This window comes from Williamsia sp. R60, from assembly GCF_054063855.1.
Genome location: NZ_JBSSGR010000002.1, coordinates 1239535 through 1263482, shown reverse-complemented (window position 1 = coordinate 1263482; position 23948 = coordinate 1239535). Strand labels below are relative to the sequence as shown.

Below are 23948 nucleotides of genomic sequence, written 5' to 3'. Positions count from 1 at the left end.
CCGTGCCGAGCGCGGCCTTGACGCCACTTCACGAAGCTGTCGACTCCCGCCGAATCTCCGCGGGCACGCGGGCAAAAAGTGCTGTTACGCAAGGTCAGAATCAGTCTGCGCAGGATGCTTTTTTGGCCGGGTGACGCGTGTTATATCCTTATCGCCAGGTCATGAGTATCAGCGACAAGCCCCGGCTCGCTGATCGGCAACCCTCCAACCGCGGTGGGGTGCTCCGGGTGATGACCAGGCCAGCGGTTTTTCGCCGCGGCAAGCGCGGGTCCGAAGGTCGGACCCAACAGTTGGATGCACCACCGACCATGAAGGAAGAAGTTCGCCATGTCTGACACTGACGTCAATCCCGCCGACAACTGGAGCTTCGAGACCAAGCAGGTCCATGTTGGTCAGAGCCCCGATTCGCAGACCTCGGCCCGGGCGTTGCCGATCTACCAAACCACCTCGTACACATTCCGTGACACCGAGCACGCAGCGAACCTCTTCGGACTCGTCGAACCCGGCAACATCTACACCCGCATCATGAACCCGACGCAGGATGCCGTCGAGCAGCGCATCGCGGCACTCGAGGGTGGCGTCGCCGCTCTCCTGGTCGCGTCCGGTCAGGCCGCCGAGACCTACGCCATCCTCAACATCGTCGAAAACGGCGGGCACGTCGTCTCGAGCCCGCGGCTCTACGGCGGTACCTACAATCTCTTCCACTACACACTGCCCAAGCTGGGCATCGAGGTGGGCTTCGTCGAGGATCCCGAGGATCTCGACAGCTGGCGTGCGGCAATCAAGCCGAACACCCGCGCATTCTTCGGTGAGACCATCTCCAACCCCAACAACGAGATCCTTGATCTACCGGGAATCAGCTCGGTCGCGCACGAGGCGGGCCTGCCCCTCATCGTCGACAACACCGTCGCGACCCCGTACCTGATAAATCCCCTCGCCCACGGCGCCGACATCGTCGTCCACTCGGCAACCAAGTACCTCGGCGGCCACGGCACAGCGATCGGCGGAGTGATCGTCGACGGCGGTACCTTCGACTGGCGTGGACAGCGAGACGGCAAAGACCTGTTCCCGGGCTTCACCACCCCGGACCCCAGCTACCACGGTGCCGTGTTCGCAGATCTCGGCGCACCGGCCTACGCGCTCAAGGCCCGGGTCCAGTGGCTGCGCGACACCGGCGCCGCGATCTCGCCGTTCAACGCCTTCCTCATCGCGCAGGGTCTGGAGACCTTGAGCCTGCGGATCGAGCGGCACGTGTCCAACGCTCAGGCCGTCGCCAAGTATCTCTCCGAGCACGCTCAGGTCGAGTCGGTCGCGTACGCCGGCCTCGAATCGTCGCGCTGGTACAAGCGAGGTCAGGAACTCGCCCCGCGCGGCCAGGGCGCCATCATCGGTTTCGAGATCGCCGGTGGCGTCGATGCCGGCAAGCGGTTCGTCGAAGGACTCACCCTGCACAGCCATGTCGCCAACATCGGCGACGTGCGCTCGCTGGTGATCCACCCGGCCTCCACCACCCACTCGCAGCTGCTGCCGGAAGAGCAGCTCGCCGCGGGTGTCGCCCCCGGGCTGGTCCGGTTGGCAGTTGGCATCGAGAACATCGCCGACATCATTGCCGACCTCGACGCAGGCTTCGCCGCAGCCAAGTGACGACGAGCCCCAAGCCGACATTGAGCACCGACCCGCACACGCCCCCGCGAATCCACCCGGATTGGGAGTCGCTGCCTGACGGGAAGCTGACCAGTGTGTCGGTGGGGCCCATCGAGCTCGACAACGGCGAGCGCATCGAGAACGTCACCCTCGCCTTCCAGCGGTGGGGCACACTCTCGAAGGCGCGCGACAACGTGGTGCTGGCGCTACACGCGCTCACCGGTGACTCCCACGTCACCGGACCGGCCGGACCCGGTCAGCCCTCCCCTGGTTGGTGGGATGGGCTGATCGGTCCGGGCGCCGCCGTCGACACGAACGAATGGTGTGTGGTCTCGGCCAACGTCCTCGGTGGTTGTCGGGGGTCCACCGGACCGGCATCACTCGATTCCGAAGGGCGCGTGTGGGGTTCACGCTTCCCGCAGATCACCGTGCTCGACCAGGTTCGGGCCGAGGTCGCATTGATGGACGCCCTCGAGATCGACACCGTCGCAGCGGTCCTCGGTGGATCCATGGGCGGCGCGCGATCGCTCGAGTGGGTGATCGGCTACCCCGAACGAGTGCGCAGTGCACTCATCTTGGCTGTGGGCGCCCGGGCCTCCGCGGACCAGATCGGCACCCAGACCACCCAGATCGCCGCCATCCAAGCCGATCCCGACTGGCAGGGCGGCGACTATCACGGCACGGGCCGCAGGCCGACCGCGGGATTGGGAGTTGCGCGGCGCATTGCGCACATGTACTACCGCCACGAACTCGAGTTGGACGAGCGCTTCGCGAATTCGCCGCAGGGACAAGAGAATCCACTCGAGGGTGGCCGTTACGCGGTCCAGAGCTACCTCGAACACCAGGCCGACAAGTTGGTCCAGCGGTTCGATCCCGGCAGCTACGTGGTGCTCTCGCAGGTCCTCAACCACCACGACGTCGGCCGCGGTCGCGGCGGCGTCGAGGCGGCTCTGCGCAGCTGCGAGGTGCCGGTGATCATCGGCGGTATCGACTCCGACCGTCTGTACCCGATCCGTCAGCAGGTCGAGCTGGCCGAGCTGATGCCGGGATGCGTCGACGGATTGCATGTTGTGCACTCGGCCAACGGCCACGACGGATTCCTGACCGAATTCGATTCGGTCTCAGAGCTTCTGAAGAAAACCGTCGATCTGGCGCGGCGCTGACCCGCGACCATTGGTCCTGCTGGCTCGACGCTCAGGGCGCTGGCGGCGTGGTCGCGATGGCGTCCGGGATCGTCGTCGGGCTGCTCGGCGTGATGGTGGGTGGCGGCTCGATGGCAGTGCTGTCCGGAGGCGGCGTCGTCGGATTGCGTGTCGGCGGAACCAGTGTCGGGGTCCACGGGAGCGACGGCAACGGGAACGGCCACAGCGAGGGGCTCAACGTGGACGTCGACGGCCGGGACGGTCCGGTACCCGCCGGCAATTCCGTTGTGGCCCAACCCGGGTCCGAGTTGCCGGCGCCACCGCCGCCACCTCCACCGGCGGCCGGTGGTGCCGGATCGACAGTTGTGGTGATCGTCACCGGTTGAGGTTGCACGAGTGGACGGTCCGGTGTGCTCACGCGCGGACTGGAGATCTCGATGGTGGTCGTGGGCGCCACCGTGGTGGTCGTGGTGGACGAAATGGGTGGCTGCGACTCCGGAGTACTCGGATTGCCGGCCAACGACGAACCCACTGCATACACGGTCATCAGTGCGCCGGCAAGCAACGCTCCGAAGACGGCAAGCGGCGCGGCCGAGAGCCAATCGCGACTGCGCCTGCCACCGATGAACGCCAGATCGGCACCGCCACGTCCGCGCGCGGCGATTTTCGCGGCGCCGGTGGCCGCCACCGACTCCGGCGCCTTGGGCAGAACTGCCTCGAGACCGGCGGCGTCGACGATCAGGTCACGGAAGATCGGGATGTTTGCAATGCCACCGACGAGCACTACTGCTTCTGCCCCCGAGGCGTGCGGCCCGTTCACGTAATCGCCGACCACGCGCGCGGCGTGCTCGGCCATCGGAGTGGTCAGCCGTTCGAGCGAGGTGCGGGTGACGGTCACCGGGTCGGTGCGGTTACCGACCATCAGCGCGGTCGAATCCTTGATGGACAGTTCCTCTTTGGCGGTACGGCAGGCACTCAGGACCGTGGACTTGCGACGTCCGCGTAGGCGGCCAGAACCCACGACGTCATCGGCGATCAGCGAATCCAGTGCGATACCGGCAACCGATTCGCTGCGTTGGTAATCGGTGATGCGACGACTCGACGGGTCGAGGCAGTACATGCCCATCCCGGTGTCGCCGAGGTCGACGACGACCACCTGTGCGAAGCGACTGATCTCGCCCGTACTGATCAGCTGGTGCGCCACGGCCTCGGTCTCCGCGACCAACTGGATCTGACGTTTGGCGCCGGTCCCCTTGGACGCGATTTCCCGGGCGTGCTCATCGGTTCGGTAGGCGACGCCGATGGTGCCGACGCGGTCGCCGCGCTCTCGCGCCTGGGTGAGCATCAGATCGATGCCGGAATTGATCCTTCCGGCCCGGGTCAGTCCATCGGTGGGGTCGACGTCGATCACCCGGCCCAGAGCATCGACACGACCACTCTCGTCGGTCGTCAGCAGAACGCAGTGGACCATTCCACTGCCTGCGGACAGGCCCAGCGAGGTGTTCATTGCTCTCTTCCGAACTGTTGATGTGTCGCCTGCCTGCGCGGATGCGGTTCTTCCACATCGTGCGACAAGCTCTCCTGGCGTGCCCCCCAGCACTTTTGTTGCCGGCTCCTGGCCGACGATCGACAACGACCGTCGCGGCTCAGGTCAACCGACTGGTGCAGTAACAGACACGATTGTAATCAATCTGTGCCCAAAGGGTCGATCGAGGTAGCCAACCACAGTATTGCGACGCCGGCCGAGGACATGGCCACGACGTCGGCGAATCGTCCACGCACCTCGAGGAGACCGACCCTCGAACTGGGCAGAATCGCACGTAAGAGCGCTGCGAGGAGGGCAGCCGACCCGAAGACAAAGGCTCCACGACGCCAGCGGTCGAACACCAGGAACACCGCTGCGATCACGACCAGGGCGACGACGGCCATGAATGGGATCTGCACGAGAACCCACCGCAGCCTGCGCACCTGGTGCAGCCGCCGGGCACGGTTCCGTGCGGCACGATCGGCCCCACCTCGGATGTCGGACGATCTGGGCGTCATCTGCTGTCGGCGATCAACGCTGTGCAAGCGCGGACTCTGCGCGTTCCACCACGTTGGCCATCAGGAACGCCCTCGTGAGTGGACCGACACCGCCCGGATTGGGAGATACGTGGCCTGCCACGTCCCAGACATCGCCTGCGACATCTCCCACCAGGCCGGCATCGGTGCGGCTCACGCCCACGTCGACCACGGCAGCGCCGGGCTTCACCATGTCGGCGGTGATCAGCCCGGCCACACCTGCTGCAGCTATCACGATGTCACCGCGCCTGACCTCGGCGGCCAGATCCCGGGTACCGGTGTGACAGAGGGTCACCGTGGCGTTGTCGGTGCGCCGTGTCAGCAACAGACCGATGGGGCGGCCGACGGTGACTCCGCGGCCGACCACCACCACGTGGGCACCGGCGATCTGGATGTCGTAGCGCCGCAACAGATGCAGGATGCCCCGCGGGGTACACGGCAGTGGCGCGTCGGACGAGGTTCCGGAACCGTCGAGGACCAGCCGCCCGAGGTTGATCGGGTGCAGACCGTCGGCGTCCTTGTCCGGGTCGATCCGCTCGAGGGCGGCGTTCTCGTCGAGGTGCTTCGGCAGCGGCAACTGCACGATGTACCCGGTGCACGCCGGGTCCGCATTCAGGTCGTCGATGGCCTCGTTGAGCTGTTCGGTGGTGATGTCGGCCGGCAGGTCCTTGCGGATGGAGGCGATCCCGAGTTTGGCGCAGTCGTTGTGTTTGCCGCGGACATAGGCCTGCGAGCCCGGGTCGTCGCCGACGAGGACCGTGCCGAGTCCGGGGGTGACCCCCGCGGCCCGAAGTTTGTCCACGCGGGCCTTGAGGTCGGTGAAGACCTCGTCGCGGGTGGCTTTTCCATCCAGTACGGCTGCGCTCACGCTGCCATTGTTCCAGGCGTCGGTGATACCTGGTGCCAGGGGCACGCGCGGGGTCGATGAGCGGTCATTCGAGATCGAACCACGCCACCGCGGGCGCCTCGATCCCGCCGACCCAGACGCGCCCGTTGTGTTCGACCACACCCGTGCTCTGACCGAAACCGGGGACGGGGACCCGGTACTCCGCGACGACCCGGACGGTGGCCAGATGGATCTTCAGCAGACGCATCGGTGCCACCGCCTTCGGCAACAGACGATCCGGCAGCCGCCAGAGCAGTTTGCGCAGGCCGGGTCTGCCGGCCAGGGCGTCGAGTGTGCCGTTGCGGTTGGCCACGAGGGCGAGCCACATGTGCTCACCATCCGGTGCCAGCGAACTGTTGTCGGGAAAGGCGGGCAGACCGTCGAGAACCACCGAATCGGTTCCCGTCTCCAGATCGAAGGACCGTAACCGGTAGGCGCCGGTCTCGGCGATCAGCAGCCGACCCTGGTGCACGACCAGCCCGTTGGCGAACTGCAAACCGGTCAGCACCACCTCAGCAGTACCCGACCAGGGTGAGGTCGATGATTCGTGAGAGCCCGGATCACCGGGATCGTTCAGCACCACGCGCAGCAGTCTGCCCACGCCCGAGTGCTCGAAGATGTCGGCCATGAACATCTCGTACGGATGGCGGGTGGTCGACTGGGTCACGTAGAGCTCGAGTGGCCGTGGATCGGGGCCGTCGGTGGCGGCGGTGACCACCACGTTGGAACAGAAGGTCAGCCGTTCGCCATCAACCTGGTCGACGACGGTGTCGATGCGCCCGGACCGTACGTCCATGTGCAACAGGCCGCGCTCGCTGTCGCAGATGAACAGGTGGTCGCCGAGCATCTCCATACCCAGGGGGCGCCCACCGGTGTTCGCCACCACCTGCCGCGAGTGGTCGACCGGGTCGATGCGGATGATGTTGCCGCCGATGGCACCGGTGTAGATCCGTCCCTCGCGGTCCACGACGACGTCTTCGGGTGAATCGTCGTCCAGGGTGATCACCGTGACTTCAGGGGTGAGCGGAGCCGGCCAGCCCGCGGTGTTCGCCGGAGGCGGCGTCCAGGCCACCGGGTGGATGACCGGCTTCTTCGGCGCACTGATGTGCTCGTTGCCAGGCCTCCGGGCCTCACCAGGTGTGTGGGTCACAACTCTCCTCCCCCGATCCGCAGACCGTGTGCCACCGCGAACTCCATGGCCTGGTCGGGATCGACCGAGGCGTCGGTCACCGACGCCTGCAGCCAGAGCAGCGGATCGCACCGCGCACCGCGCAGGTTCGCTTGTCCGAGTTTGACACCCACAGCCCGGATCCCGGTGAGATCTGAGCCGGAGAGATCCGCGCCGATCAAGATGGACTCGGTCAGGTTCGCCTCCCGGAGGCGGCATCCCCGGAGCACCACGCCCGACATGTCCAGACCGCCGATCGACATCAGCGACATGTCGCAGTCGATCATCGTGAGGGGCCGGACCCGCGAGTGGGTGATGACCGAGCCGACCAGACTGCAGTCGGCCATCTCGACCTTGTTGAGATGGGTGCGCTCGAAGTGACAATTCCGGAAGGCACTCGACCGATGGCGGGAGCGGGCGAGACTCGCGCCGGTGAAGTCACAATCGGTGAATGTTGTGCCCTCCGTGGACAGCTCACTGAGGTCACATTCGACAAAACTGCATCCGACGAACTGCCGGCCCACCCATGCCTCGCCGGAATGGTCGGCAAAATCGAACCGTTCGTCCACGGTGGCCTCATCGCTCATGAGTGCATGTCTACACCGCCACGGCGACACCGCCGAAGAGTCCTCCATGGCGGTGAGTCAAGCTTGACGAGTGTTCCGACTGCTGTTCCACGAGCCCTGCATACCCCCCAACACCGGTAACGCGATCCGGTTGGCGGCCAACACCGGGTGTGAGCTACACCTGGTGGAACCGCTGGGATTCGACCTGTCCGAACCCAAGGTGAAGCGTGCCGGGCTCGACTACCACGACATGGCGTCGGTGACCGTGCACGAGGATCTGTTCGCTGCCTGGGGTGCGCTTGCCCCACAACGGGTTTTCGCCTTCACCGCCCACGCCGACACGTTCTACACCGACATCCACTATCAACCCGGCGACGTTCTGCTGTTCGGTCCAGAGCCCACCGGGCTGTCGGAAGAGGTGATGTCCGACCCGCACGTGACCGAACGTGTCCGCATCCCCATGCTGGCCGGCCGACGTTCCCTCAACCTCGCGAACGCGGCCAGCATCGTTGTGTACGAGGCATGGCGACAGCACGGTTTCGCCGGGGCGGTCTAGCGATCGGGGCGGTCTGACTATCGGGCTGGTCTGACTCAGTCGATGGGCAGGCCACGCATCACGAAACGGCGGAGCATCCCTGCTGTCGGCTGATCCAGTCGGAGTTCGGCGTTGTCCGACTCATGAGGTGCGGTCACCCGTAAGACCAGTTCGCCGCCGGGCAGGATGTCGGCGGAATAGATGTGGTCGCTGCGTTCCCATCCGAGGTGCAAACCACCGTCGACGGTTGCGCTCGGCGCCGACTCGTTCCAGTAAGAACTGGGCAGTCCATCGCGGTAGATCTCGTAGAACTCTTTGGCTTGGGGGCTCGGGGCCAGCGAGTCAGCACCCTGCCACCCGTCTTCGAGCGCCCAGACAATCGCGATCTGAGTGTCCAGCGAGTTCTCGCTGTCGGTGGTCTCGACAGCGCCCGGTGTCTGGCGGTTGAGATTGTTCGAATAGTTGCTGCGCGTCATCTACCGAGGCTAGTCGCTGTGAGCCGGTAAATACAGGCCGCCGAACGTGCCCACCCTGCCGGCACTGGGCTAGCGATCCCAGTCAACCCGTTCGGCCATGGCCAGCAACGTGTTTCGCCGGGCTGGGCTGGTGGCGGCGATCCACGCGATCTTGCCGTACACGTGCTCGCGGAAACGCGGATGGTCGTCGCGGTTCTGGGCGTGGGCGCCCGTGCGAATTGCGTTGTGCAGCAATGCCCTGAGGTTGTCGTAGTCGACCCGGCCGACCCTGGGCCGGTCGTTGACCACCAGCCCCGCGAGTTGCTGGCGCTGGTGTGAGTACATAATCTTCGTCTTGTCGGGGTGAACGGTGAAGCCTTCGTCGGCGATGATGCGCAGCACTGTCCAGAGCACCTGCCCTGCGTCCATGACGTCGCCCGAGATGGCCAGATCGTCGCCGTAACGGCTGTAGTGGAGGTTGTTGTGCCGGGCATAACCCCAGATCCGGCGGTCCATGGTGCGCATGACCAGGTTGGCCAGGGCCGGCGAGGTCGGGGCACCCTGCGGTAGATGCCGCGCCCGCAGCAGCGACGCGTGGGCGAAGTCGAGTCCTCGAAGCACATCGGGAGGTGTTGCGGTGGTGCATATCTCGGACAAGAGCCGGGATGTCCGCCGATGTCCGACAGCTGCGAAAACCGCGCGCACCCGCGCCGAGGTGATGGTCGGGAAGCAGTTCCGCAGATCGACCCGCAACACCACGTTGCGGTCGGAGTGTGGCCAGGCGAAACTCGCCGTGGACCGGCCCGCGACAAATCCCTGCGCCGCACGATGCGGTGGGATGCGATCAAGTATCTCCCGGAGTATCCGGCGCTGGATCTCACGGAGATGGGGTTTTGGCGCCTCGATCACCCTGACGCCGTCACGTTTGGGGATCGTGACATACCGATAATGGGCGAGCGCAGTCTTTTTCGAGCGTAGCCAGAGACCCCGATCGGCGAACCACTCCAGTTCGCCCACCGTGAGGCCGAGCCAGCGCGCCACATCGGTGGCGTCGGCCAGCGGAGTGAGACCGAACGTCATCTCGGGCGTCGGCAGTTCACCGAAGACGTGGCTGCGGTTTTCGATGACCATCGACCAGAACGCCCTGCGAACGGCCTCCGGCTCAGGCCTCTCGGGGAACTTCTCGAGCAGCAGGCCGAGCAGGGCCGTGGCCGTGGCAGGCGCCGTCGTGGCCGCCAGCATGTCGCCCAGCGCATGGACCGACCACCGCGGATCCACCTCGAGCCGGTTGATGAGCAGGTCGAGCGACCGTGCCGGGATCCGGATCCCAGGGCCGAGGCCACCCAGATCGTCAGGATGCACGGAGTCGGTGGAGTCTCCCGGATCGGTCGAGTCGGTGGTCATGAGACAGATGCGCGGCGGCGGGGCGACCAGAACTCTCGTCTGCGGCGCCGCGTAGCACGCGGAGCGTGCCTGCCGGCGTCGGACGCTGATACCAACTGTGAGATGTACCCAGGGGTTGCCCCTGAGACGGGTTCGGAGAACCCACTCTCGCCCCTCCCACCGCGCATCCCGTCATGCTAATGCCGGCCGGTACTCGCAGCGATCCATCAAACGGCCCACCGATCCCGCCGAGTGGGTCACGAGGCCAGGTCAGGCCCAGTCACGAGATCGGGATCCGACACGGAGGTCCATGCGCTGCAGGCGGTCGGCCACCACCGTCACCGCCCCCTCGGCATTTTGCACCCGCCCCCGGATCAGCAGGGCGGGCGCCGTCTGGGCCAGTTTGCGGTATTTCGCCCAAAGACCCACCGAGCACACCACATTGACCATCCCGGTCTCGTCTTCCAGGTTCACGAACGTCACTCCCGCCGCCGTGGCGGGGCGTTGCCGGTGGGTCACCGCACCGCCGACCAGCACACGGGAACCGTCGGGCACCGACAACAGGTCCGCCGCCGCGACCACTCCCAGCGCGTCGAGCTGGGGGCGGATGAACTCGGTGGGATAGCTGCCCGGGCTGACCCCCGTGGCCCATACGTCCGACGCCGCCATTTCCACCTCACTCATCCCCGGAAGTGCCGGCGCAGCACTGTTCTCATGCAGCGGCAGCCGGTCGGACTTCTCCTGAGCTGCCGAACCGGCATCCCACAACGCCTGCCGTCGACTGATGCCGAAACAGTCGAATGCCCCGGCCGTGGCCAAGGCCTCGAGCTGGTTGGTGCTCACATCCGTGCGCCGGGACAGGTCCGCTGCGCCCGTGAACGGGCCACCGGTCAAGCGCTGCTCGACGATCTGCTCGGCCAACTCGGTACCGATCGACCGCACCGACGCCAGCCCGAGGCGCACGTCGAGTCCGTCGTTCTCCAGATCGGCGTCCACCTGCGACAGGTTGATGTCAGGACCATGTACGGCGACGCCGTGGCGCCGGGCGTCGGCAACCAGCGTCTGTGGTGAATAGAAGCCCATGGGCTGCGCTTTGATCAACGCCGCGCAGAAAGCCGCCGGGTGGTGCAGCTTGAGCCAGGACGAGTAGAACACCAGGGACGCAAAACTCTGCGAATGACTCTCCGGGAAACCGAAATTGGCGAACGCTGCCATCTTCTCGAAGATGCGGTCGGCCATCTCCCCGGTGATGCCGTGCAGATCCTCCATCCCCTGGTAGAACCGGCCGCGTAGCCGGTTCATCTTCTCCGGCGATCGCTTGGACCCCATCGCCCGGCGCAACTGGTCGGCCTCTGCCGCACTGAATCCGGCCACATCCACCGCAACCTGCATCAACTGTTCCTGGAACAGCGGCACCCCCAGCGTTCGCGCGAGTGCCGCCTCCATCGAAGGGTGTTCACAGGTCGGCTCTTCCAATCCGTTGCGACGCCGGATATACGGGTGCACCGACCCACCTTGAATGGGCCCGGGGCGGATGAGCGCCACCTCCACCACCAGGTCGTAGAACTTGCGTGGCTTGAGCCGTGGCAGCGTTGCCATCTGCGCCCGCGATTCCACTTGGAACACCCCGACGGTGTCTGCTTTGCACAACATGTCGTACACGGCTTTTTCGGTCAGGTCGATCTTCGCCAGGTCCACATGGATGCCGCGGTGCTGCTCGAGGAAGTCGATGGCGTAGTGGATGGCTGACAGCATTCCCAGACCCAGCATGTCGAACTTCACCAGACCGATGGCAGCGCAGTCATCTTTGTCCCATTGCAGCACACTGCGATTGGGCATCCTGGCCCATTCGGTGGGACAGACGTCGGCGATCGGTCGGTCGCAGATCACCATGCCGCCGGAATGGATACCCAGATGCCTCGGCATGCCGTTGATCTGATTGGCGAGGTCGACCACATCGTCGGGGATGTCGTGTTCGTTGGCCTTCGCCGCATCGTATCGATGCACCTGTTTGCTCCAGGCATCCTGCTGCCCCACCGAATACCCCAGTGCGCGAGCCATATCCCGCACCGACGACTTGCCCCGATAGGTGATCACATTGGCGACCTGAGCGGCGTTCTGCCTCCCGTACCGTCGGTACACGTACTGGATGGCCTCTTCTCGCAGATCCGACTCGATGTCGATGTCGATGTCGGGTGGGCCATCGCGGGCGGGCGACAGGAATCGTTCGAACAGCAGATCGTTGCCGACCGGGTCGATCGCGGTGATCCCCAGTGCGTAACACACCGCCGAGTTGGCTGCACTGCCGCGGCCCTGGCAGAGGATGTTGTTGTCGCGGCAATACCTGACGATGTCCTCGACCACCAGGAAGTAGCCCGGGAACCCGAGGGTGTCGATCACATCGAGTTCATGCTCGATCTGCTCATACGCCTTGGGATGGCTCTGCGGCGTGCCGTACCGCTCGGTGGCCCCGCGTGCGGTCAGTTCTCGCAGCCACGAACTCTCCGTGTGCCCTTCGGGTACGTCGAACGGCGGCAACTGCGGTGCGATCAGGTGCAATCCGAAGGCGAGCTCGCCGGCCAGCATCGCGGCGTTGTCGATGGCATCGGGGTGAGCACTGAGGAGCCGCGCCATCTCGTCTCCGCTGCGCAGGTGGGCGCCCCCGAGGGGCGCGAGCCAGCCATCCATCTCGTCCAGGCTGCGGCGGGCACGCACCGCGGCCATCGCCATCGCCAGCCGCCTGCGATGTGGCGCCGAGAAGTGGGCGCCCGTGGTCGCCACCGTCATCACCCGATTGCGCCGGGCCAGCCCCGCGAGCACCGCGTTGCGTTCGTCGTCATCGGCCATCCCCTGCGCGGTCAGTTCCACGGCCACGTTGTCGCGGCCGAACAGGTCGATCAACTCACCGAGCGCAGCATCGGCGGCATCCGGCCCGCTCGACGACAATGCCTGGCGCACAGTGCCTTTTCGGCATCCGGTGAGTATCAGCCAATGCCCGTCCGCGGCCCCTGCCAACGTCTCGACGTCAAAACGCAGCAGTCCCTTCTCACCTGCTGCCATGTGTCCGGCGGCGATCTGCCGGGACAGCCTGCGGTAGCCCTCCTGGCCCCGGGCCAGGACCAGCAGATGCGAACCGTCCGGATCGGCCACACCGGTGCGAGGGGCATCACGCAGCAGCGAGAGTTCGGAGCCGAAGACGGTGGGCAGCTTCCATTCCAGGGCTGCCTCGGCGAAACGCACCACACCGTAGAACCCGTTGTGGTCGGTGATCGCCAAGGCTTCGAGGCCCAGCCGATGCGCTTCCTCTGCCATCTCCTCGGGACTGCTGGCCCCGTCGAGAAAACTGTAGGAGCTGTGGGCGTGCAGCTCGGCGTACCGGACCTGCGACTTGCCTCGTCGTAACTCGCCGGCCTCGTAGGGCGTGCGTTTACGCGACCACGCCGGACTGTCGCCACCGTCGCCGGCAAAGGTCTCGCCGGATCGGCCGCCGACATGCGGCCGCCCGGAAAGAACCCGTTCCAGCTCCGACCAGGTCGGAGGGCCGTTGTGCCAACCCACACCTCACCGTATCGAACATGTTTTCGAAGAACAAGCCCGGCAATTGCCGGCTCTCAGCGCTCACCACGGACCGGCCCGGACAGCCGATTATGTCGGCACGGGTGACCCGACTCTGGCATTGTTGACCCACATGATGCACCGCGATGTCGGTGGCCCGAGCGGCCGGAGACAACACCCCTCGCCACACTCGACAGCAGCCGGCCGCACCCTCACACACCTCAACGGCACGGCGCGGTGACCCACACCGACAGTGTCGACTCAGGCCCCGACAACAGGGTGCTCACTGCCACCGCAGCCCTGGACACCCCGTTTCTCGCCGTCGACGACGTCGTTCTCGACGCCAACCTCGCACGAATGTCCGAGTTCGCCGCCGGATCGGGTCTGGCGCTGCGCCCGCACGCCAAGACCCACAAGAGCACCGAACTCGCCCACCGTCAGATCGCGCATGGAGCGGTCGGGCTGACCGTCGCCACCATCGGCGAAGCCGAGGTGTTCGCGGCGGCGGGCATCACCGATCTGTTCATCGCCTATCCGCTCTGGGTCACCGAGAGCAAGGCGCAACGACTTCGCAGGGTCATGGATCAGGCCGAGGTGCTCCTGACCGTGGATTCGGCGGCAGGCGCCGGGCAGTTGGCGCAGCACTTGCCCGGCGCGCGTGTGCTCGTCGAGATCGACAGCGGTCATCACCGGACCGGGGTGCATCCTCAGCGCGCCGGCGATGTCGGACACCGTGCGGTGGCGGCAGGACTGAAAGTGCTCGGCGCGTTCACCTTTCCCGGACACAGCTACCAGCCCGGCCGTCCCGCCGGGGTGGCGAGGCAAGAGTCCGGAGCCGTTGCCATGGCAGCCCAGTCGCTGCGCAACGGCGGTATCGATCCGGTCATCCGCAGTGGTGGTTCGACACCCTCGGCGAGCGAGGCGGATCCTTCGGTGCTCACCGAGATCCGGCCGGGGGTGTACGTGTTCGGTGATGCCCAGCAGGTGGAGTTGGGTATCTGCACGTTTGCGCAGGTGGCGCTCACCGCGGTCACCACGGTCGTCCACCGCGAAGCAGGCAAAGTGGTACTCGATTGTGGCAGCAAGGTTCTGGGAGCAGACCAGCCCGCGTGGGCCAGCGGCGGTGGCCGTCTGCCGACCTATCCCGACGCACGTGTCATCGCACTGTCCGAACACCACGCCACCGTCGACTTCGCCAATTCGAAGTCGCGGCCGGAGGTGGGAGACCGGGTCCAGGTGGCGCCCAATCACGTCTGTGCCGCAGTCAATCTCGCGAACGAGCTGATGGTGGTCGACCTCGCCGGTGAGGTGACGCCGTGGCGGGTGAGCGCACGAGGAGCCAACTCGTGAGAGCCCTGTGGACGGTGATGCTGATCATCACCCTGACCGTGGCCGGTTGTGCCCGGGAAACGGAGCAGGCGGTGACCGCACAACTGACCAAGGCCTCCGGAGTCCGCTTCGACCAGATCGGCGTCGACGAAGTGCGCGAAACGGCAGACACCATGGTCGTCGACACCACCGGGTTCGGCGTCGACGTGCTGCGGGGCACCGACCTCGAGGACAATCAGGTGATCTCACCGTGGAGCGCGATGATCGCACTACAGATGCTGCGGGCGGGCGCGGGTGGCACCACCGCTGCCGAACTCGATGCGGTGATCGGTCAACAGGACGACGATGCCAGTGCGGCGCTGATCGGCCAGCTCGATCGGTTCGATGGTGATCCCGGTGGCGTCGACGAGGACAAACCTCCCACCCCACCGGTGTTCCATCAGGCTGCCGGAATCTTCATCGACGATTCGGTCGAGGTCGGCGCCGAATACCTCGAAGTGCTCGGCAGCCGTTTCGACAGCGGGGTGTATCCGGTGGACTTCACATCGCCTGACACCGAATCCGCCATCGACAAGTGGCTGGCGGTGAACACCGGGGGCAAGATCCTCGAGACCCCCACCGACTACAATCCGGACACGGTGATCAGCCTCCTTTCGACCGTCTACCTCGCAGCCGCGTGGCAACAGCCGTTCTCACCGGATTCCACTGCACCAACCGATTTCACCTCCGCAGACGGATCGGTCGACGAGGTCAACATGATGCGCAAGACGGTCTCGGCCGGCTGGGTCTCCGGCGCGGGGTGGACCGGTGTGCAACTGCCCTATTCCGACGGACTGGCCATGCAGGTGTTTCTGCCCGAGGGCCGCGACGTGAGGACGATACTCGACCAGCAGGTGCTGTCCGGGGCGAGCACACAGCTGCGTTCGGCGCCCACCACCTCGGTGTCGGTGAGCCTGCCGCGATGGGAGGTGGAGAGTTCGGTGGATCTCAAGACCGTGCTCGAAGCGCTCGGCGTCCGGGAACTGTTCACCGACGCTGCCGATCTGAACGGCATCAGTCCCCAGCTGCTCGTCACGGCCGCCGCCCAGGACAGCACCATCACGGTGGGCGAAAAAGGCACGGTGGCAGCGTCGGCGACCCAGATCGATGCCGGAGTGACCGCGGTGCCCCCTGAGCAGATGGAACTCTTCGTCGCCGACCGACCATTCGTGTACCAGATCATCGACGCCTCAACGGGTTTGCCGCTGTTCCTCGGATCGATCAACAAGCCTGGGAGGGTCTGATGGCGCGGACGGCGCACCGATACGCGGCTCTGTTGCGCGGTGTCAACGTGGGTGGCATCCGAATCAAGATGGCCGATCTCAAGGCCTGCGTCGAAGCGCTCGGGCACACGAACGTCAAGACAGTGCTCGCCAGCGGCAATGTGCTGTTCGAGTCACCGAGTACCGACGTGGACGGACTCACCGCTGCACTCGAGAAGGCTCTGTCCGACCGATTCGGCTACGCGGCAAGGGTTCTTGTGGTGCCTGTCGACAGGCTCACTGCGATCATCGACGCCTACCCATTCCCCGAACGAGACGACTGGCACGCATATGTCGTCTTCTACTCCGACCCCGCTCAGGTCGACGTCGTCGCCGCCATCGCGGGCGAACTCGATCCGCAGCAGGAACAGATCGCAGCAGGCGAATCGGTGCTGTACTGGCAGGTACGAAAAGGCGACACCCTCGAGAGCGTGATCGGTAAACGCACCGGATCGAAGAAGAAGTCGGATTCCGGCTGGTTCCTCACCAACCGGAACCTCAACACCTTACGTAAGCTGCAGTGAATTGCCCTGCGCTGCAGGGTGTCAGCCTGCAGCGGGTACCAGCGACCGCTCGCGGATGTCTGCGGGCAGGTCTTCGTCCGGATGCCCGAGCCCCAGGTTTTCGCGCAACGTGCTGCCCTGGTACTCCGTGCGGAACAGACCGCGACGCTGGAGCTCGGGGACCACATAGTCGACGAAGTCGTTGAAGGTTCCCGGTGTCTGGGCCGTGGAGACGATGTAGCCATCGGCTTCTCCCCCGGTGAACCCGGCCTCGATCTGATCGGCCACATCGGAAGCGGTACCCACGAATTGCGGCAGCAGCACTCCCTGCGCGTAGAGCTTGCCGATGTCGCGGAGCGTCAGGCTGTCCCGTTCACTCAGCCGCCTCGCCACATCGAACAGTCCCTGCGTTCCGGAGACGGAGATGTCTTCCAATGGGGCGTCGAGGTCGTACTGCGAGAAGTCGTGGTCGGTGTGCACCGACAGTGTGATCAGGCCCGAGATCGGATCTGCGAGTTCGTTGTGGAACGCCTGCTTCTCCCGGGCGATCGATTCGGTCTCGCCGATGAACGGGATGAACGAGGGCAGGATCTTGACATGGTCGGGATTGCGGCCCACGTCGACCACACGCGACTTGACGTCGTCGTAGTAGGCCCGGCGCCCTTCCGGGGTCGGGTCGATCTCGAAGATGGCTTCGGCCCAGCGGGCCGCAAAATCCCTTCCGGTGGAGGATGATCCGGCCTGGATGAGTACCGGCCGATGCTGGGGTGATCTCGGCTGGTTCAGCGGGCCCCGGGTGCGGTAATACCGGCCGTCGTGGTCAACCGGACGAACCTTGTCCGCATCGGCCCACACCCCGCTCGCCTTGTCCGCGACAACGGCGTCCTCGTCCCACGCCGACCACAACTCCACTGCGGTCTGCACGAACTCCTCGGCTCGCAGATACCGCTCGTCGTGTGCCACGTGCTGGTCGAAACCGAAGTTGAGCGCTTCGGCCTGGGTCAGGGATGTGACGATGTTCCATGCCACCCGGCCGCGGGATATGTGGTCGAGGGATCCGAAGACCCGAGCGAGTTCGTACGGGTGGAAGTAGGTCGTGGACTTGGTGATCGCGATGCCCAGATTGCTGGTGACCGCGGCGATGCTGGCGGCGACAACGGACGGATCGAGTGTCGCGGCGGCCTGGGTGCCACGACGCAGTGGTTCGGACTGATCTGCACCGAAACGCAAGGGTGCGGCCAGCAGATCCGCGAAGAACGCGAAGTCGAACTTGCCGCGCTCGAGGATGCGACCGACACGGTGATAGTGCTCGGGCGAGAAGAATTCCGTCGTGGAGCCCGGGTGCCTCCATGCGGCATGGGAATGGGTGACGGGCGAGGCGATCAGGAATCCGCCCAGGTGCAGTTGACGACTCATCGGTATCAGGTCCTTCGGGTGTCGAGAGGGCGCCGGAAGGCGCTCGCTGCCATCGAAGTCGGGAACGCCGGACTGTCCAAGTGTTCTCGTCACCCTGGGTGAAACAAGGCCGCACATCCGCCGCGCGGCGTACCGTGCGTCATTCGTACACACCTTCGACGGTCCACTGCCCATCTTGATAGTGCAGCAATAGTGCTCGTGAATCCTCCAGCAGCACTTGCGCTCTGGCGTATGTCCCGACATGCACATCGACACCACCGCCACCATCACCCGGCCCTGCGGCCCACCACCGTTCGTCGGTGGCCCACGGCCCCGCCCACCAGCTCAACGACCAACTGCGCCGACCCCAGGTCAGACTGGCCGGATCGGCACTGAAACTGCCTCGGGCAGTCACCTGCACCGGGGAGTCCTCGGCGTCGAGAAGGGTCACCGGTGCCATCGGCAGCACCGAGGGCGACGGTCCCGGCAATTGCCCCGGCCAGGGGGCATCCGGGTCTGCCTGTGCCACCAATTCGTCCCCGAGGGGTACCAGGGTGATCTGCTGCCCGGGCCCACGGCCACCACTGCGTACCGGAACCTGCACGCGTTCGCCTCCCAGCAACCCCTGGACCCGCACCAGTGCCCGGCGCACCCGCTCGGCCACTTCTCCGTCTCCTCCGGCCAATCCCCCACCCGTGAGCCCGAGTTGCATCGCGCCCGAGCCGATCACCTCCACCGGATCGAGACGCAACATCACCACGGGCCCATCAGGGCGGTCGGCGGCGCTGCGGCCGGAAAGCCACCCCTCCAATTGCCAGCGGATCCGGTCAGCTGTCGCGTCGGGGGTCAGCGGCTGTGCACAGCGCCAGGTGCGGGAGTACTCACGACCGCTCTCGGTGGTGGCCTGCACGGTGAGCCGCGTGCAGGCCACGGACGCCGCGGCCAGTACATCGTGCAGCTGGGCGGACAGTCGCCTGCCGATGAAGGCGGCGGCATCGACGCGGTCCACCGGTGGGTCGCAGCGATGTTCGACGACCAGATCCGGTGGCGGCGCCTGCCCCGACGGCGGGCGTTGCGGCAATGCCCGAGCGGTGCGGTGCGCGAAGATCGCGTCCGCCCCGAAGCGGGTGGCGACATCGGTGGACGACAGTTCGGCAAAGGCGCCGATGGTTCGAAGCCCCATCCGCCACAGCAGATCGACCAGGGCAGGGCGATCGTCGGCACACATGCTGGGCTCCACCGCCAATTGCGAGATACGCAGCGGCGCAAGGAACTCTGCATCCTCGCCCGGAGGTACCACCTTGCCGTGCCGAGCAGCGATGATCGCCGTGAAGAGTTCGTCGGCGATACCCACCTGGGATTCGATGCCACAGGCAGACACCACGTCGGTGAGTTTTTCGGCCGCCGCCTCTTCACCACCGAAATAGCGCGCAACCCCACGGGCTGGCAGCACCAGAAGTCCCGGCCGCAACACCTCGACCATCGGGATCAGTTCGGCGACGGCGGCGGCCACCGGTTCGAACAACCGGGCATCACGTCCCTCGTCCGCATCTGTCACGGTCAGCTGGGGGCACCGCGCCTGGGCATCGCGTTTGCGCATCTCCCGGCGCACCCCCACCGCACGTGCCGCGGCAGAACAGGCGATCACGCGGCCGGACCGCAGCACCGCAACCGGACGATCCGGCGACAGATCCATCTCTGCCGCCGCGGCGACGGCCGGCCAATCCGGGCACCAGACCCCGAACACCCGATCACTCATCTACAACGCCACCGGCAGCGAAGGAGCATCGTACGAATTGCTCTGGGAGTCGACCACATCGACGAGCTGCACCCGGTCGCCGCAATGCATCACGTCCAGCCGGGTATCGGCTCCGGCGAATCCGCGTCCGTGTGAACGGACCGCGAGTGAGACACCTCCGAGTCGGCCGTAACCACGCCGCACAGCGGAAGGCTGGTGGGCGGTTGGCTGATGCCGGTACGCACAGACCCGCGACTGCAACTTCACATGTGCTCCCGACCACGTGCCGTCGGTGACCACCAGCACCGCGCCCTTGCTACGAGCGCGGGCCATCACCACCCGGCTGCGCGAGGGTGGCACCGAGATACCACCGAGGCCCACCACCACCAGGTCGAGTCCATCGAGCAGCACCGCGGCGATCTCCACCGGATCTGGCCCGGGGTCGGGTATCACCGCGATCCGGGACAGATCGGCCCCCATCTCGACCGCCGCGAGCAGACACAGCTGCGGCTGCCCGATGACCGCCACATGACCGCCGTCGGCACTGACCTGTGCGATCAGCGACAACAGCAGCGACCGTGCACCCTCCAGGGCCAACACCTGACCACGGATCAGCCCGGCACCGGGGAGCACTCGTTCCAGAGCCGGCGGGACAGCCAGCCTCTCGCGGTCGGTGTACTTCTCCTGCTCATTGACAACCGCCGACATCTGCCTTTGTGGCACAACGGATTCGGGCTTTGATCGAGTGGTGGCAGCAGCGAGGGTCTGCCGCAACATCGCCAGCTTCTGCGCCTTGTCCGGAGCTGTCTCCATGGTCTGCATCGCACCCCTGTCCATACTCCCCACCAAGGGGGAAGTGGCGCAGGGAAGTTGCAACCACCGGTCTGACTCGAACACATTTTCGATTCTTTTCGAATGTAGGTCAGCACTCCGACAAGCGTCAATACGCTTCGGCGCGTCGTCCGGGCGAGTCGTCCTCGCCCGGCACACCACCCACTCCAGTCTCAGGAGTCCACTAAGGTCAGACCAATGAGCGCCTCCTCCTACCGCGTTCCCGGCCCCGATTATCTGGTTGCCGGGCGGTACCGTCTGCGCTCGAAGATCGGTGGCGGTGGCATGGGCGCCGTCTGGCTGGCACACGACACCCTCCTCGACCGGCAGGTCGCCATCAAGCAGGTGTTGTCGGTGGCCGGCATGACCGAGGACTCCGCGGCCGAGATGCGACAGCGAGCCATGCGTGAGGGCCGGATCGCGGCCCGGCTGAGTCATCGCAACGCCATCGCCATGCACGACGTGGCACTCGACGCCGGTGAACCCTGGTTGGTGATGGAGTACCTGCCCTCGCGCAGCATCGCCGAGATCCTCCATCAAACCGGCACCATGCCCGTCAAGCAGGTGGCCCAGATCGGTGCCCAGGTGGCCGACGCCATGGCCGAGGCCCACAACGCAGGCATCATGCACCGCGACATCAAGCCGGGCAACATCCTCATCGCAGAAGGACGCAACGCCGGGCTGGTGAAGCTGACCGACTTCGGGATCTCGCGGTCCAAGGACGATGTGCAGCTCACCCAGACCGGTGTGATCACCGGTACCCCGGCGTACTTCGCACCCGAGGTCGCCCGTGGCGAGGATCCGTCGGAGGCCTCCGACGTCTACTCGCTCGGCTCCACCCTCTACACCTGTGTGGAAGGTCAGCCGCCGTTCGGGCTCGACGAGAACTCCCTGGTGCTGCTGCACAAGGTCGCCCGCGGCGAGATCATCCGGCCCCAGCGGGCCGGAGCCCTCGAGGGTGCTCTGCTCGCCATGCTCGAGCCGAGCCCGACCCGCCGGCCGACGATGGCCGGGATCCGCGATCGGCTTGCCCAGATCGCCGCGGGCGATGCCGGCAACACCGCGCAGATCCTCACCAGTCCGCTGGATCGACGAACCGCGCCCCTCCCCCCGCGGCCAGCCACCCGGCGCATCCCGACCACCACCCAGTCAGGCCTCCCGGCAGCTCCGGGACCGGCCACTGCCGGACGGGCCCACCCGACCTCGGGTGTCGGCGAGTCGTGGCAGGTCACCCAGCACTCACGGCCGGCGTTCTCCGGATTCGACCAACAACCCGAGAAGACTCCGCCCCGCCACGCCGCTCTCGCGGCTGCGGTGTTCCTGGCATTCGTGGTGCTCGCCGCCATCGCGGTCACCCTCATCGCACTGATCCGCTAGACCCGCGTCGTCTCGAGCGCTACGCACCGGTTCAGATCAGTGCGCCGCGCACACGGCCGCGCGTCGGCACTAGCTGATGTGCCGGTTGGCGGCCCACCTGGTGAGTGCGTTGCGATTGGACTGCTGGGTCTTGCGAAGAACGTTGGACGCGTGGGTCTCCACCGTCTTGATGGAGATCACGAGGTCCTCGGCGATCTCCCGATATGTGAACCCCCGGGCAAGCAGCCGCAGGACCTCCATCTCGCGTGGGGTCAGCGAATCGAGTTCGGGATCCAGATGTGGTTCCGGCACGGGCGATTTCCCGGTGAACGAATCGAGCACGAATCCGGCCAGTCGCGGACTGAACACGGCGTCCCCGTCTGCGACACGACGCACGGAGTCGGCCAATTCCGAGCCACCGATCGTCTTGGTGACATAGCCGCGGGCACCCGCGCGAATGGTGGCGATGACGTCTTCGGCGGCGTCGGACACACTCAGCGCCAGGAAGACGGGTGACTTCTGCGGTGCGGCGTCGGCGACACCTCGCAGCACCGCGATCCCTCCACCGGCAGGCATGTGCACATCGAGCAACACCACGTCCGGTGACGACTGGAGGATGCCCGCGATCGCATCGGCGACCGCCCCTGCCTCCCCGACCACGGCCATGTCGGTCTCCGAGGCCAGTTCCGCTCGTACGCCAGAGCGGAAGACACCGTGGTCGTCCACCAGAAACACCCGGTATGGCTCACTTCGGCCGGTCATCGCCCCAACTCTCTCAATTCACCGCATCCGATTCGGAACCGGCGTCCTCACCGAGGTCCGTGACCATCGGCGTCTCGCCGCCACGCGGCATCGACATCCGGACATCGACCCCTCGACCGGCGGTCGACTTGATCTCAACGCTACCGCCGTGCCGCTGCACCCGCGCTTTGATCGACCCCGACACCCCGCGGCGATCTTCTGGTACCTGGTCGGGATCGAAGCCGACGCCACGGTCGCGGACGAACACCTCCACCTGCGAGCTCTCCACCTCGGCGTACACATCAACCGAGCGTTCCCCGGAATGTTTGGCGGCGTTGACAAGTGCCTCCCGCGTCGCCGCGATCAGCGCAGCCCATCGACGGTGATCGCCGCTCCACGAGGGATCATCGGCCGTGACGTCGCCGACGGTCACCACCTCGACTTCGACGCCGTAGTGGTCTTCGACCTCGGCGGCCACGGCCTTGAGTGCGGTGGTCAGCGAATCACTCTGCTGCCCTTCACCTTCGAACAGGTAGCGTCGCAGCTCGCGTTCCTGGCTCCGCGCCAGGCGCTGCACCTCTTCGGCATGTCCCGACCGCTTCTGGATCAGCGCCAGGGTCTGCAGCACGGAATCGTGGAGGTGCGCCGCGATCTCTTCCCGTTCGGCATTGCGGATGCGTGCGGCGCGTTCGGCACCCAGCATCCGGGCCATCCGCAACCACAACGGGATCGTCAGCAGCAGCACACCCAGTACCGTCGCGGCGACGGCCAGCAGCGTGGTGCTCAACCCGCCGATCCGGTTGTTCCCGGCCAGCACCACCACCACCAGGCCGATCACCACCAGCGTTGCGCCACCGGCGATTCGGGTCCAGGTGATCGCCCGGGCCGACGCGGACCTGGGCCTCCATGTCGAATCGAGTTCGCGCCAGACGAGTGATGCGCCCACCGCCACCACCACGAGCGGGATGAGGAACTGCGCCGGGGTGCCTGAGGCCACGAACCCCACGGACACCACTGCGACCACGCCGACGATCGCCAGGCCGATTCCCTGCCGCCGTTCGGACGAGGTGGGCGGTTCGGTGTCGGTACCCGGCGGGCACATGAACCAGAGCAGACCGTAGGCGCACACGCCGGCCCCGGCCAGTGCGCTGAGCACGACGAACACCACGCGCACCCGGAATGCGTCCACTCCGAGGTGGTCGGCCACGCCTCCGGCGACGCCGCCGATGACACGGCCACCATCACGGCGGTGGACACGTTCGACTGTTGGCACCAGTCGATAGTGGCACGCGCTCGCGGTCGCACACATCAGGGACAATCCCCAGATGTGATTCCAGGGAGCAGATCAGGGTGAATCCC

General features: G+C 66.1%; 20 protein-coding genes and 1 riboswitch. Of the genes, 7 read left to right on the top strand and 13 right to left on the bottom strand.

The window, feature by feature from the left end:
- Positions 1-157 precede the first annotated feature (157 nt).
- A riboswitch (SAM riboswitch) is annotated at positions 158-271 on the top strand.
- Positions 272-327: 56 nt separating this feature from the next.
- Positions 328-1644: a bifunctional o-acetylhomoserine/o-acetylserine sulfhydrylase gene (locus ACVWY6_RS12795; RefSeq protein WP_030171167.1), complete on the top strand. Its 1317-nt coding sequence runs from the start codon at positions 328-330 to the stop codon at positions 1642-1644.
- Between the two features lie 20 nt (positions 1645-1664).
- The gene (gene metX, locus ACVWY6_RS12790) at positions 1665-2807 is read left to right on the top strand and encodes a homoserine O-acetyltransferase MetX (RefSeq protein ID WP_317713762.1); all 1143 of its coding nucleotides are present in this window, start codon (positions 1665-1667) and stop codon (positions 2805-2807) included.
- A gap of 31 nt (positions 2808-2838) precedes the next feature.
- Here the strand turns inward: metX and ACVWY6_RS12785 are convergent, their stop codons facing one another.
- From ACVWY6_RS12785 to ACVWY6_RS12765, 5 genes are all read right to left on the bottom strand, one after another.
- The gene (locus ACVWY6_RS12785) at positions 2839-4293 is read right to left on the bottom strand and encodes an Hsp70 family protein (RefSeq protein ID WP_457538397.1); all 1455 of its coding nucleotides are present in this window, start codon (positions 4291-4293) and stop codon (positions 2839-2841) included.
- A 179-nt stretch (positions 4294-4472) separates the two neighbouring features.
- Complete coding sequence (locus tag ACVWY6_RS12780; protein ID WP_457538395.1) at positions 4473-4829, bottom strand: DUF3017 domain-containing protein; 357 nt, start codon at positions 4827-4829, stop codon at positions 4473-4475.
- 13 nt (positions 4830-4842) lie between these two features.
- On the bottom strand, positions 4843-5715 hold the full coding sequence (locus ACVWY6_RS12775; protein ID WP_457538393.1) for a bifunctional methylenetetrahydrofolate dehydrogenase/methenyltetrahydrofolate cyclohydrolase: 873 nt from the start codon (positions 5713-5715) through the stop codon (positions 4843-4845).
- Positions 5716-5779: 64 nt separating this feature from the next.
- A complete protein-coding gene (locus ACVWY6_RS12770) occupies positions 5780-6883 on the bottom strand; it encodes an SMP-30/gluconolactonase/LRE family protein (protein ID WP_457538391.1) in 1104 nt (367 codons plus the stop codon).
- Positions 6880-7488 carry a pentapeptide repeat-containing protein gene (locus ACVWY6_RS12765; protein WP_457538389.1) on the bottom strand — a complete coding sequence of 203 codons (609 nt, stop codon included), beginning with the start codon at positions 7486-7488 and terminating at the stop codon, positions 6880-6882. The genes ACVWY6_RS12770 and ACVWY6_RS12765 overlap by 4 nt, the downstream gene beginning before the upstream one ends.
- 70 nt (positions 7489-7558) lie before the next feature.
- Here ACVWY6_RS12765 and ACVWY6_RS12760 point away from each other — a divergent pair, with 70 nt between their 5' ends.
- Entirely contained in the window at positions 7559-8023 is a 465-nt protein-coding gene (locus tag ACVWY6_RS12760; RefSeq protein WP_457538387.1) for a tRNA (cytidine(34)-2'-O)-methyltransferase, read from the top strand.
- A gap of 35 nt (positions 8024-8058) precedes the next feature.
- Here the strand turns inward: ACVWY6_RS12760 and ACVWY6_RS12755 are convergent, their stop codons facing one another.
- From ACVWY6_RS12755 to ACVWY6_RS12745, 3 genes are all read right to left on the bottom strand, one after another.
- Positions 8059-8478 carry a hypothetical protein gene (locus ACVWY6_RS12755; RefSeq protein ID WP_062800042.1) on the bottom strand — a complete coding sequence of 140 codons (420 nt, stop codon included), beginning with the start codon at positions 8476-8478 and terminating at the stop codon, positions 8059-8061.
- A gap of 69 nt (positions 8479-8547) precedes the next feature.
- Positions 8548-9861 (bottom strand): reverse transcriptase family protein, encoded by a 1314-nt coding sequence (locus ACVWY6_RS12750; protein WP_457538385.1) that lies wholly within the window; start codon positions 9859-9861, stop codon positions 8548-8550.
- A gap of 249 nt (positions 9862-10110) precedes the next feature.
- The gene (locus ACVWY6_RS12745) at positions 10111-13398 is read right to left on the bottom strand and encodes an error-prone DNA polymerase (protein ID WP_457538383.1); all 3288 of its coding nucleotides are present in this window, start codon (positions 13396-13398) and stop codon (positions 10111-10113) included.
- A gap of 276 nt (positions 13399-13674) precedes the next feature.
- Between ACVWY6_RS12745 and ACVWY6_RS12740 the strand changes: the two genes are divergently transcribed.
- The 3 genes from ACVWY6_RS12740 to ACVWY6_RS12730 are packed head-to-tail and all read left to right on the top strand — an operon-like array spanning position 13675 to position 16549.
- The gene (locus tag ACVWY6_RS12740) at positions 13675-14745 is read left to right on the top strand and encodes an alanine racemase (RefSeq protein ID WP_457538616.1); all 1071 of its coding nucleotides are present in this window, start codon (positions 13675-13677) and stop codon (positions 14743-14745) included.
- Complete coding sequence (locus ACVWY6_RS12735; protein WP_457538381.1) at positions 14742-16007, top strand: serpin family protein; 1266 nt, start codon at positions 14742-14744, stop codon at positions 16005-16007. Before ACVWY6_RS12740 ends, ACVWY6_RS12735 begins: the two co-directional genes overlap by 4 nt.
- Positions 16007-16549 carry a DUF1697 domain-containing protein gene (locus ACVWY6_RS12730; protein WP_030171131.1) on the top strand — a complete coding sequence of 181 codons (543 nt, stop codon included), beginning with the start codon at positions 16007-16009 and terminating at the stop codon, positions 16547-16549. The genes ACVWY6_RS12735 and ACVWY6_RS12730 overlap by 1 nt, the downstream gene beginning before the upstream one ends.
- A gap of 21 nt (positions 16550-16570) precedes the next feature.
- On the opposite strand, the gene ACVWY6_RS12725 is transcribed toward ACVWY6_RS12730, so the two are convergent.
- From ACVWY6_RS12725 to ACVWY6_RS12715, 3 genes are all read right to left on the bottom strand, one after another.
- A complete protein-coding gene (locus tag ACVWY6_RS12725; protein ID WP_030171128.1) occupies positions 16571-17944 on the bottom strand; it encodes an LLM class flavin-dependent oxidoreductase in 1374 nt (457 codons plus the stop codon).
- 139 nt (positions 17945-18083) lie between these two features.
- The gene (locus tag ACVWY6_RS12720) at positions 18084-19682 is read right to left on the bottom strand and encodes a DNA polymerase Y family protein (RefSeq protein WP_457538378.1); all 1599 of its coding nucleotides are present in this window, start codon (positions 19680-19682) and stop codon (positions 18084-18086) included.
- Complete coding sequence (locus ACVWY6_RS12715; protein WP_243404372.1) at positions 19683-20498, bottom strand: hypothetical protein; 816 nt, start codon at positions 20496-20498, stop codon at positions 19683-19685.
- A gap of 192 nt (positions 20499-20690) precedes the next feature.
- Here ACVWY6_RS12715 and ACVWY6_RS12710 point away from each other — a divergent pair, with 192 nt between their 5' ends.
- Complete coding sequence (locus ACVWY6_RS12710; RefSeq protein ID WP_457538375.1) at positions 20691-21869, top strand: serine/threonine-protein kinase; 1179 nt, start codon at positions 20691-20693, stop codon at positions 21867-21869.
- A 69-nt stretch (positions 21870-21938) separates the two neighbouring features.
- Here the strand turns inward: ACVWY6_RS12710 and ACVWY6_RS12705 are convergent, their stop codons facing one another.
- Together ACVWY6_RS12705 and ACVWY6_RS12700 are read right to left on the bottom strand one after the other, a co-directional pair.
- Positions 21939-22610 (bottom strand): response regulator, encoded by a 672-nt coding sequence (locus tag ACVWY6_RS12705; RefSeq protein ID WP_023962046.1) that lies wholly within the window; start codon positions 22608-22610, stop codon positions 21939-21941.
- Between the two features lie 13 nt (positions 22611-22623).
- Positions 22624-23862 carry an ATP-binding protein gene (locus ACVWY6_RS12700; protein ID WP_243404373.1) on the bottom strand — a complete coding sequence of 413 codons (1239 nt, stop codon included), beginning with the start codon at positions 23860-23862 and terminating at the stop codon, positions 22624-22626.
- Positions 23863-23948: the final 86 nt, after the last annotated feature.

Excerpts from the sequence above, each read along its gene's own strand:
- ACVWY6_RS12795 (WP_030171167.1), top strand. The coding sequence starts at position 328 with ATGTCTGACACTGACGTCAATCCCGCCGACAACTGGAGCTTCGAGACC.
- ACVWY6_RS12785 (WP_457538397.1), bottom strand. The coding sequence starts at position 4,293 with ATGAACACCTCGCTGGGCCTGTCCGCAGGCAGTGGAATGGTCCACTGC.
- ACVWY6_RS12780 (WP_457538395.1), bottom strand. The coding sequence starts at position 4,829 with ATGACGCCCAGATCGTCCGACATCCGAGGTGGGGCCGATCGTGCCGCA.
- ACVWY6_RS12765 (WP_457538389.1), bottom strand. The coding sequence starts at position 7,488 with ATGAGCGATGAGGCCACCGTGGACGAACGGTTCGATTTTGCCGACCAT.
- ACVWY6_RS12755 (WP_062800042.1), bottom strand. The coding sequence starts at position 8,478 with ATGACGCGCAGCAACTATTCGAACAATCTCAACCGCCAGACACCGGGC.
- ACVWY6_RS12750 (WP_457538385.1), bottom strand. The coding sequence starts at position 9,861 with ATGACCACCGACTCGACCGATCCGGGAGACTCCACCGACTCCGTGCAT.
- ACVWY6_RS12730 (WP_030171131.1), top strand. The coding sequence starts at position 16,007 with ATGGCGCGGACGGCGCACCGATACGCGGCTCTGTTGCGCGGTGTCAAC.
- ACVWY6_RS12725 (WP_030171128.1), bottom strand. The coding sequence starts at position 17,944 with ATGAGTCGTCAACTGCACCTGGGCGGATTCCTGATCGCCTCGCCCGTC.
- ACVWY6_RS12720 (WP_457538378.1), bottom strand. The coding sequence starts at position 19,682 with ATGAGTGATCGGGTGTTCGGGGTCTGGTGCCCGGATTGGCCGGCCGTC.
- ACVWY6_RS12715 (WP_243404372.1), bottom strand. The coding sequence starts at position 20,498 with ATGGACAGGGGTGCGATGCAGACCATGGAGACAGCTCCGGACAAGGCG.
- ACVWY6_RS12710 (WP_457538375.1), top strand. The coding sequence starts at position 20,691 with ATGAGCGCCTCCTCCTACCGCGTTCCCGGCCCCGATTATCTGGTTGCC.
- ACVWY6_RS12705 (WP_023962046.1), bottom strand. The coding sequence starts at position 22,610 with ATGACCGGCCGAAGTGAGCCATACCGGGTGTTTCTGGTGGACGACCAC.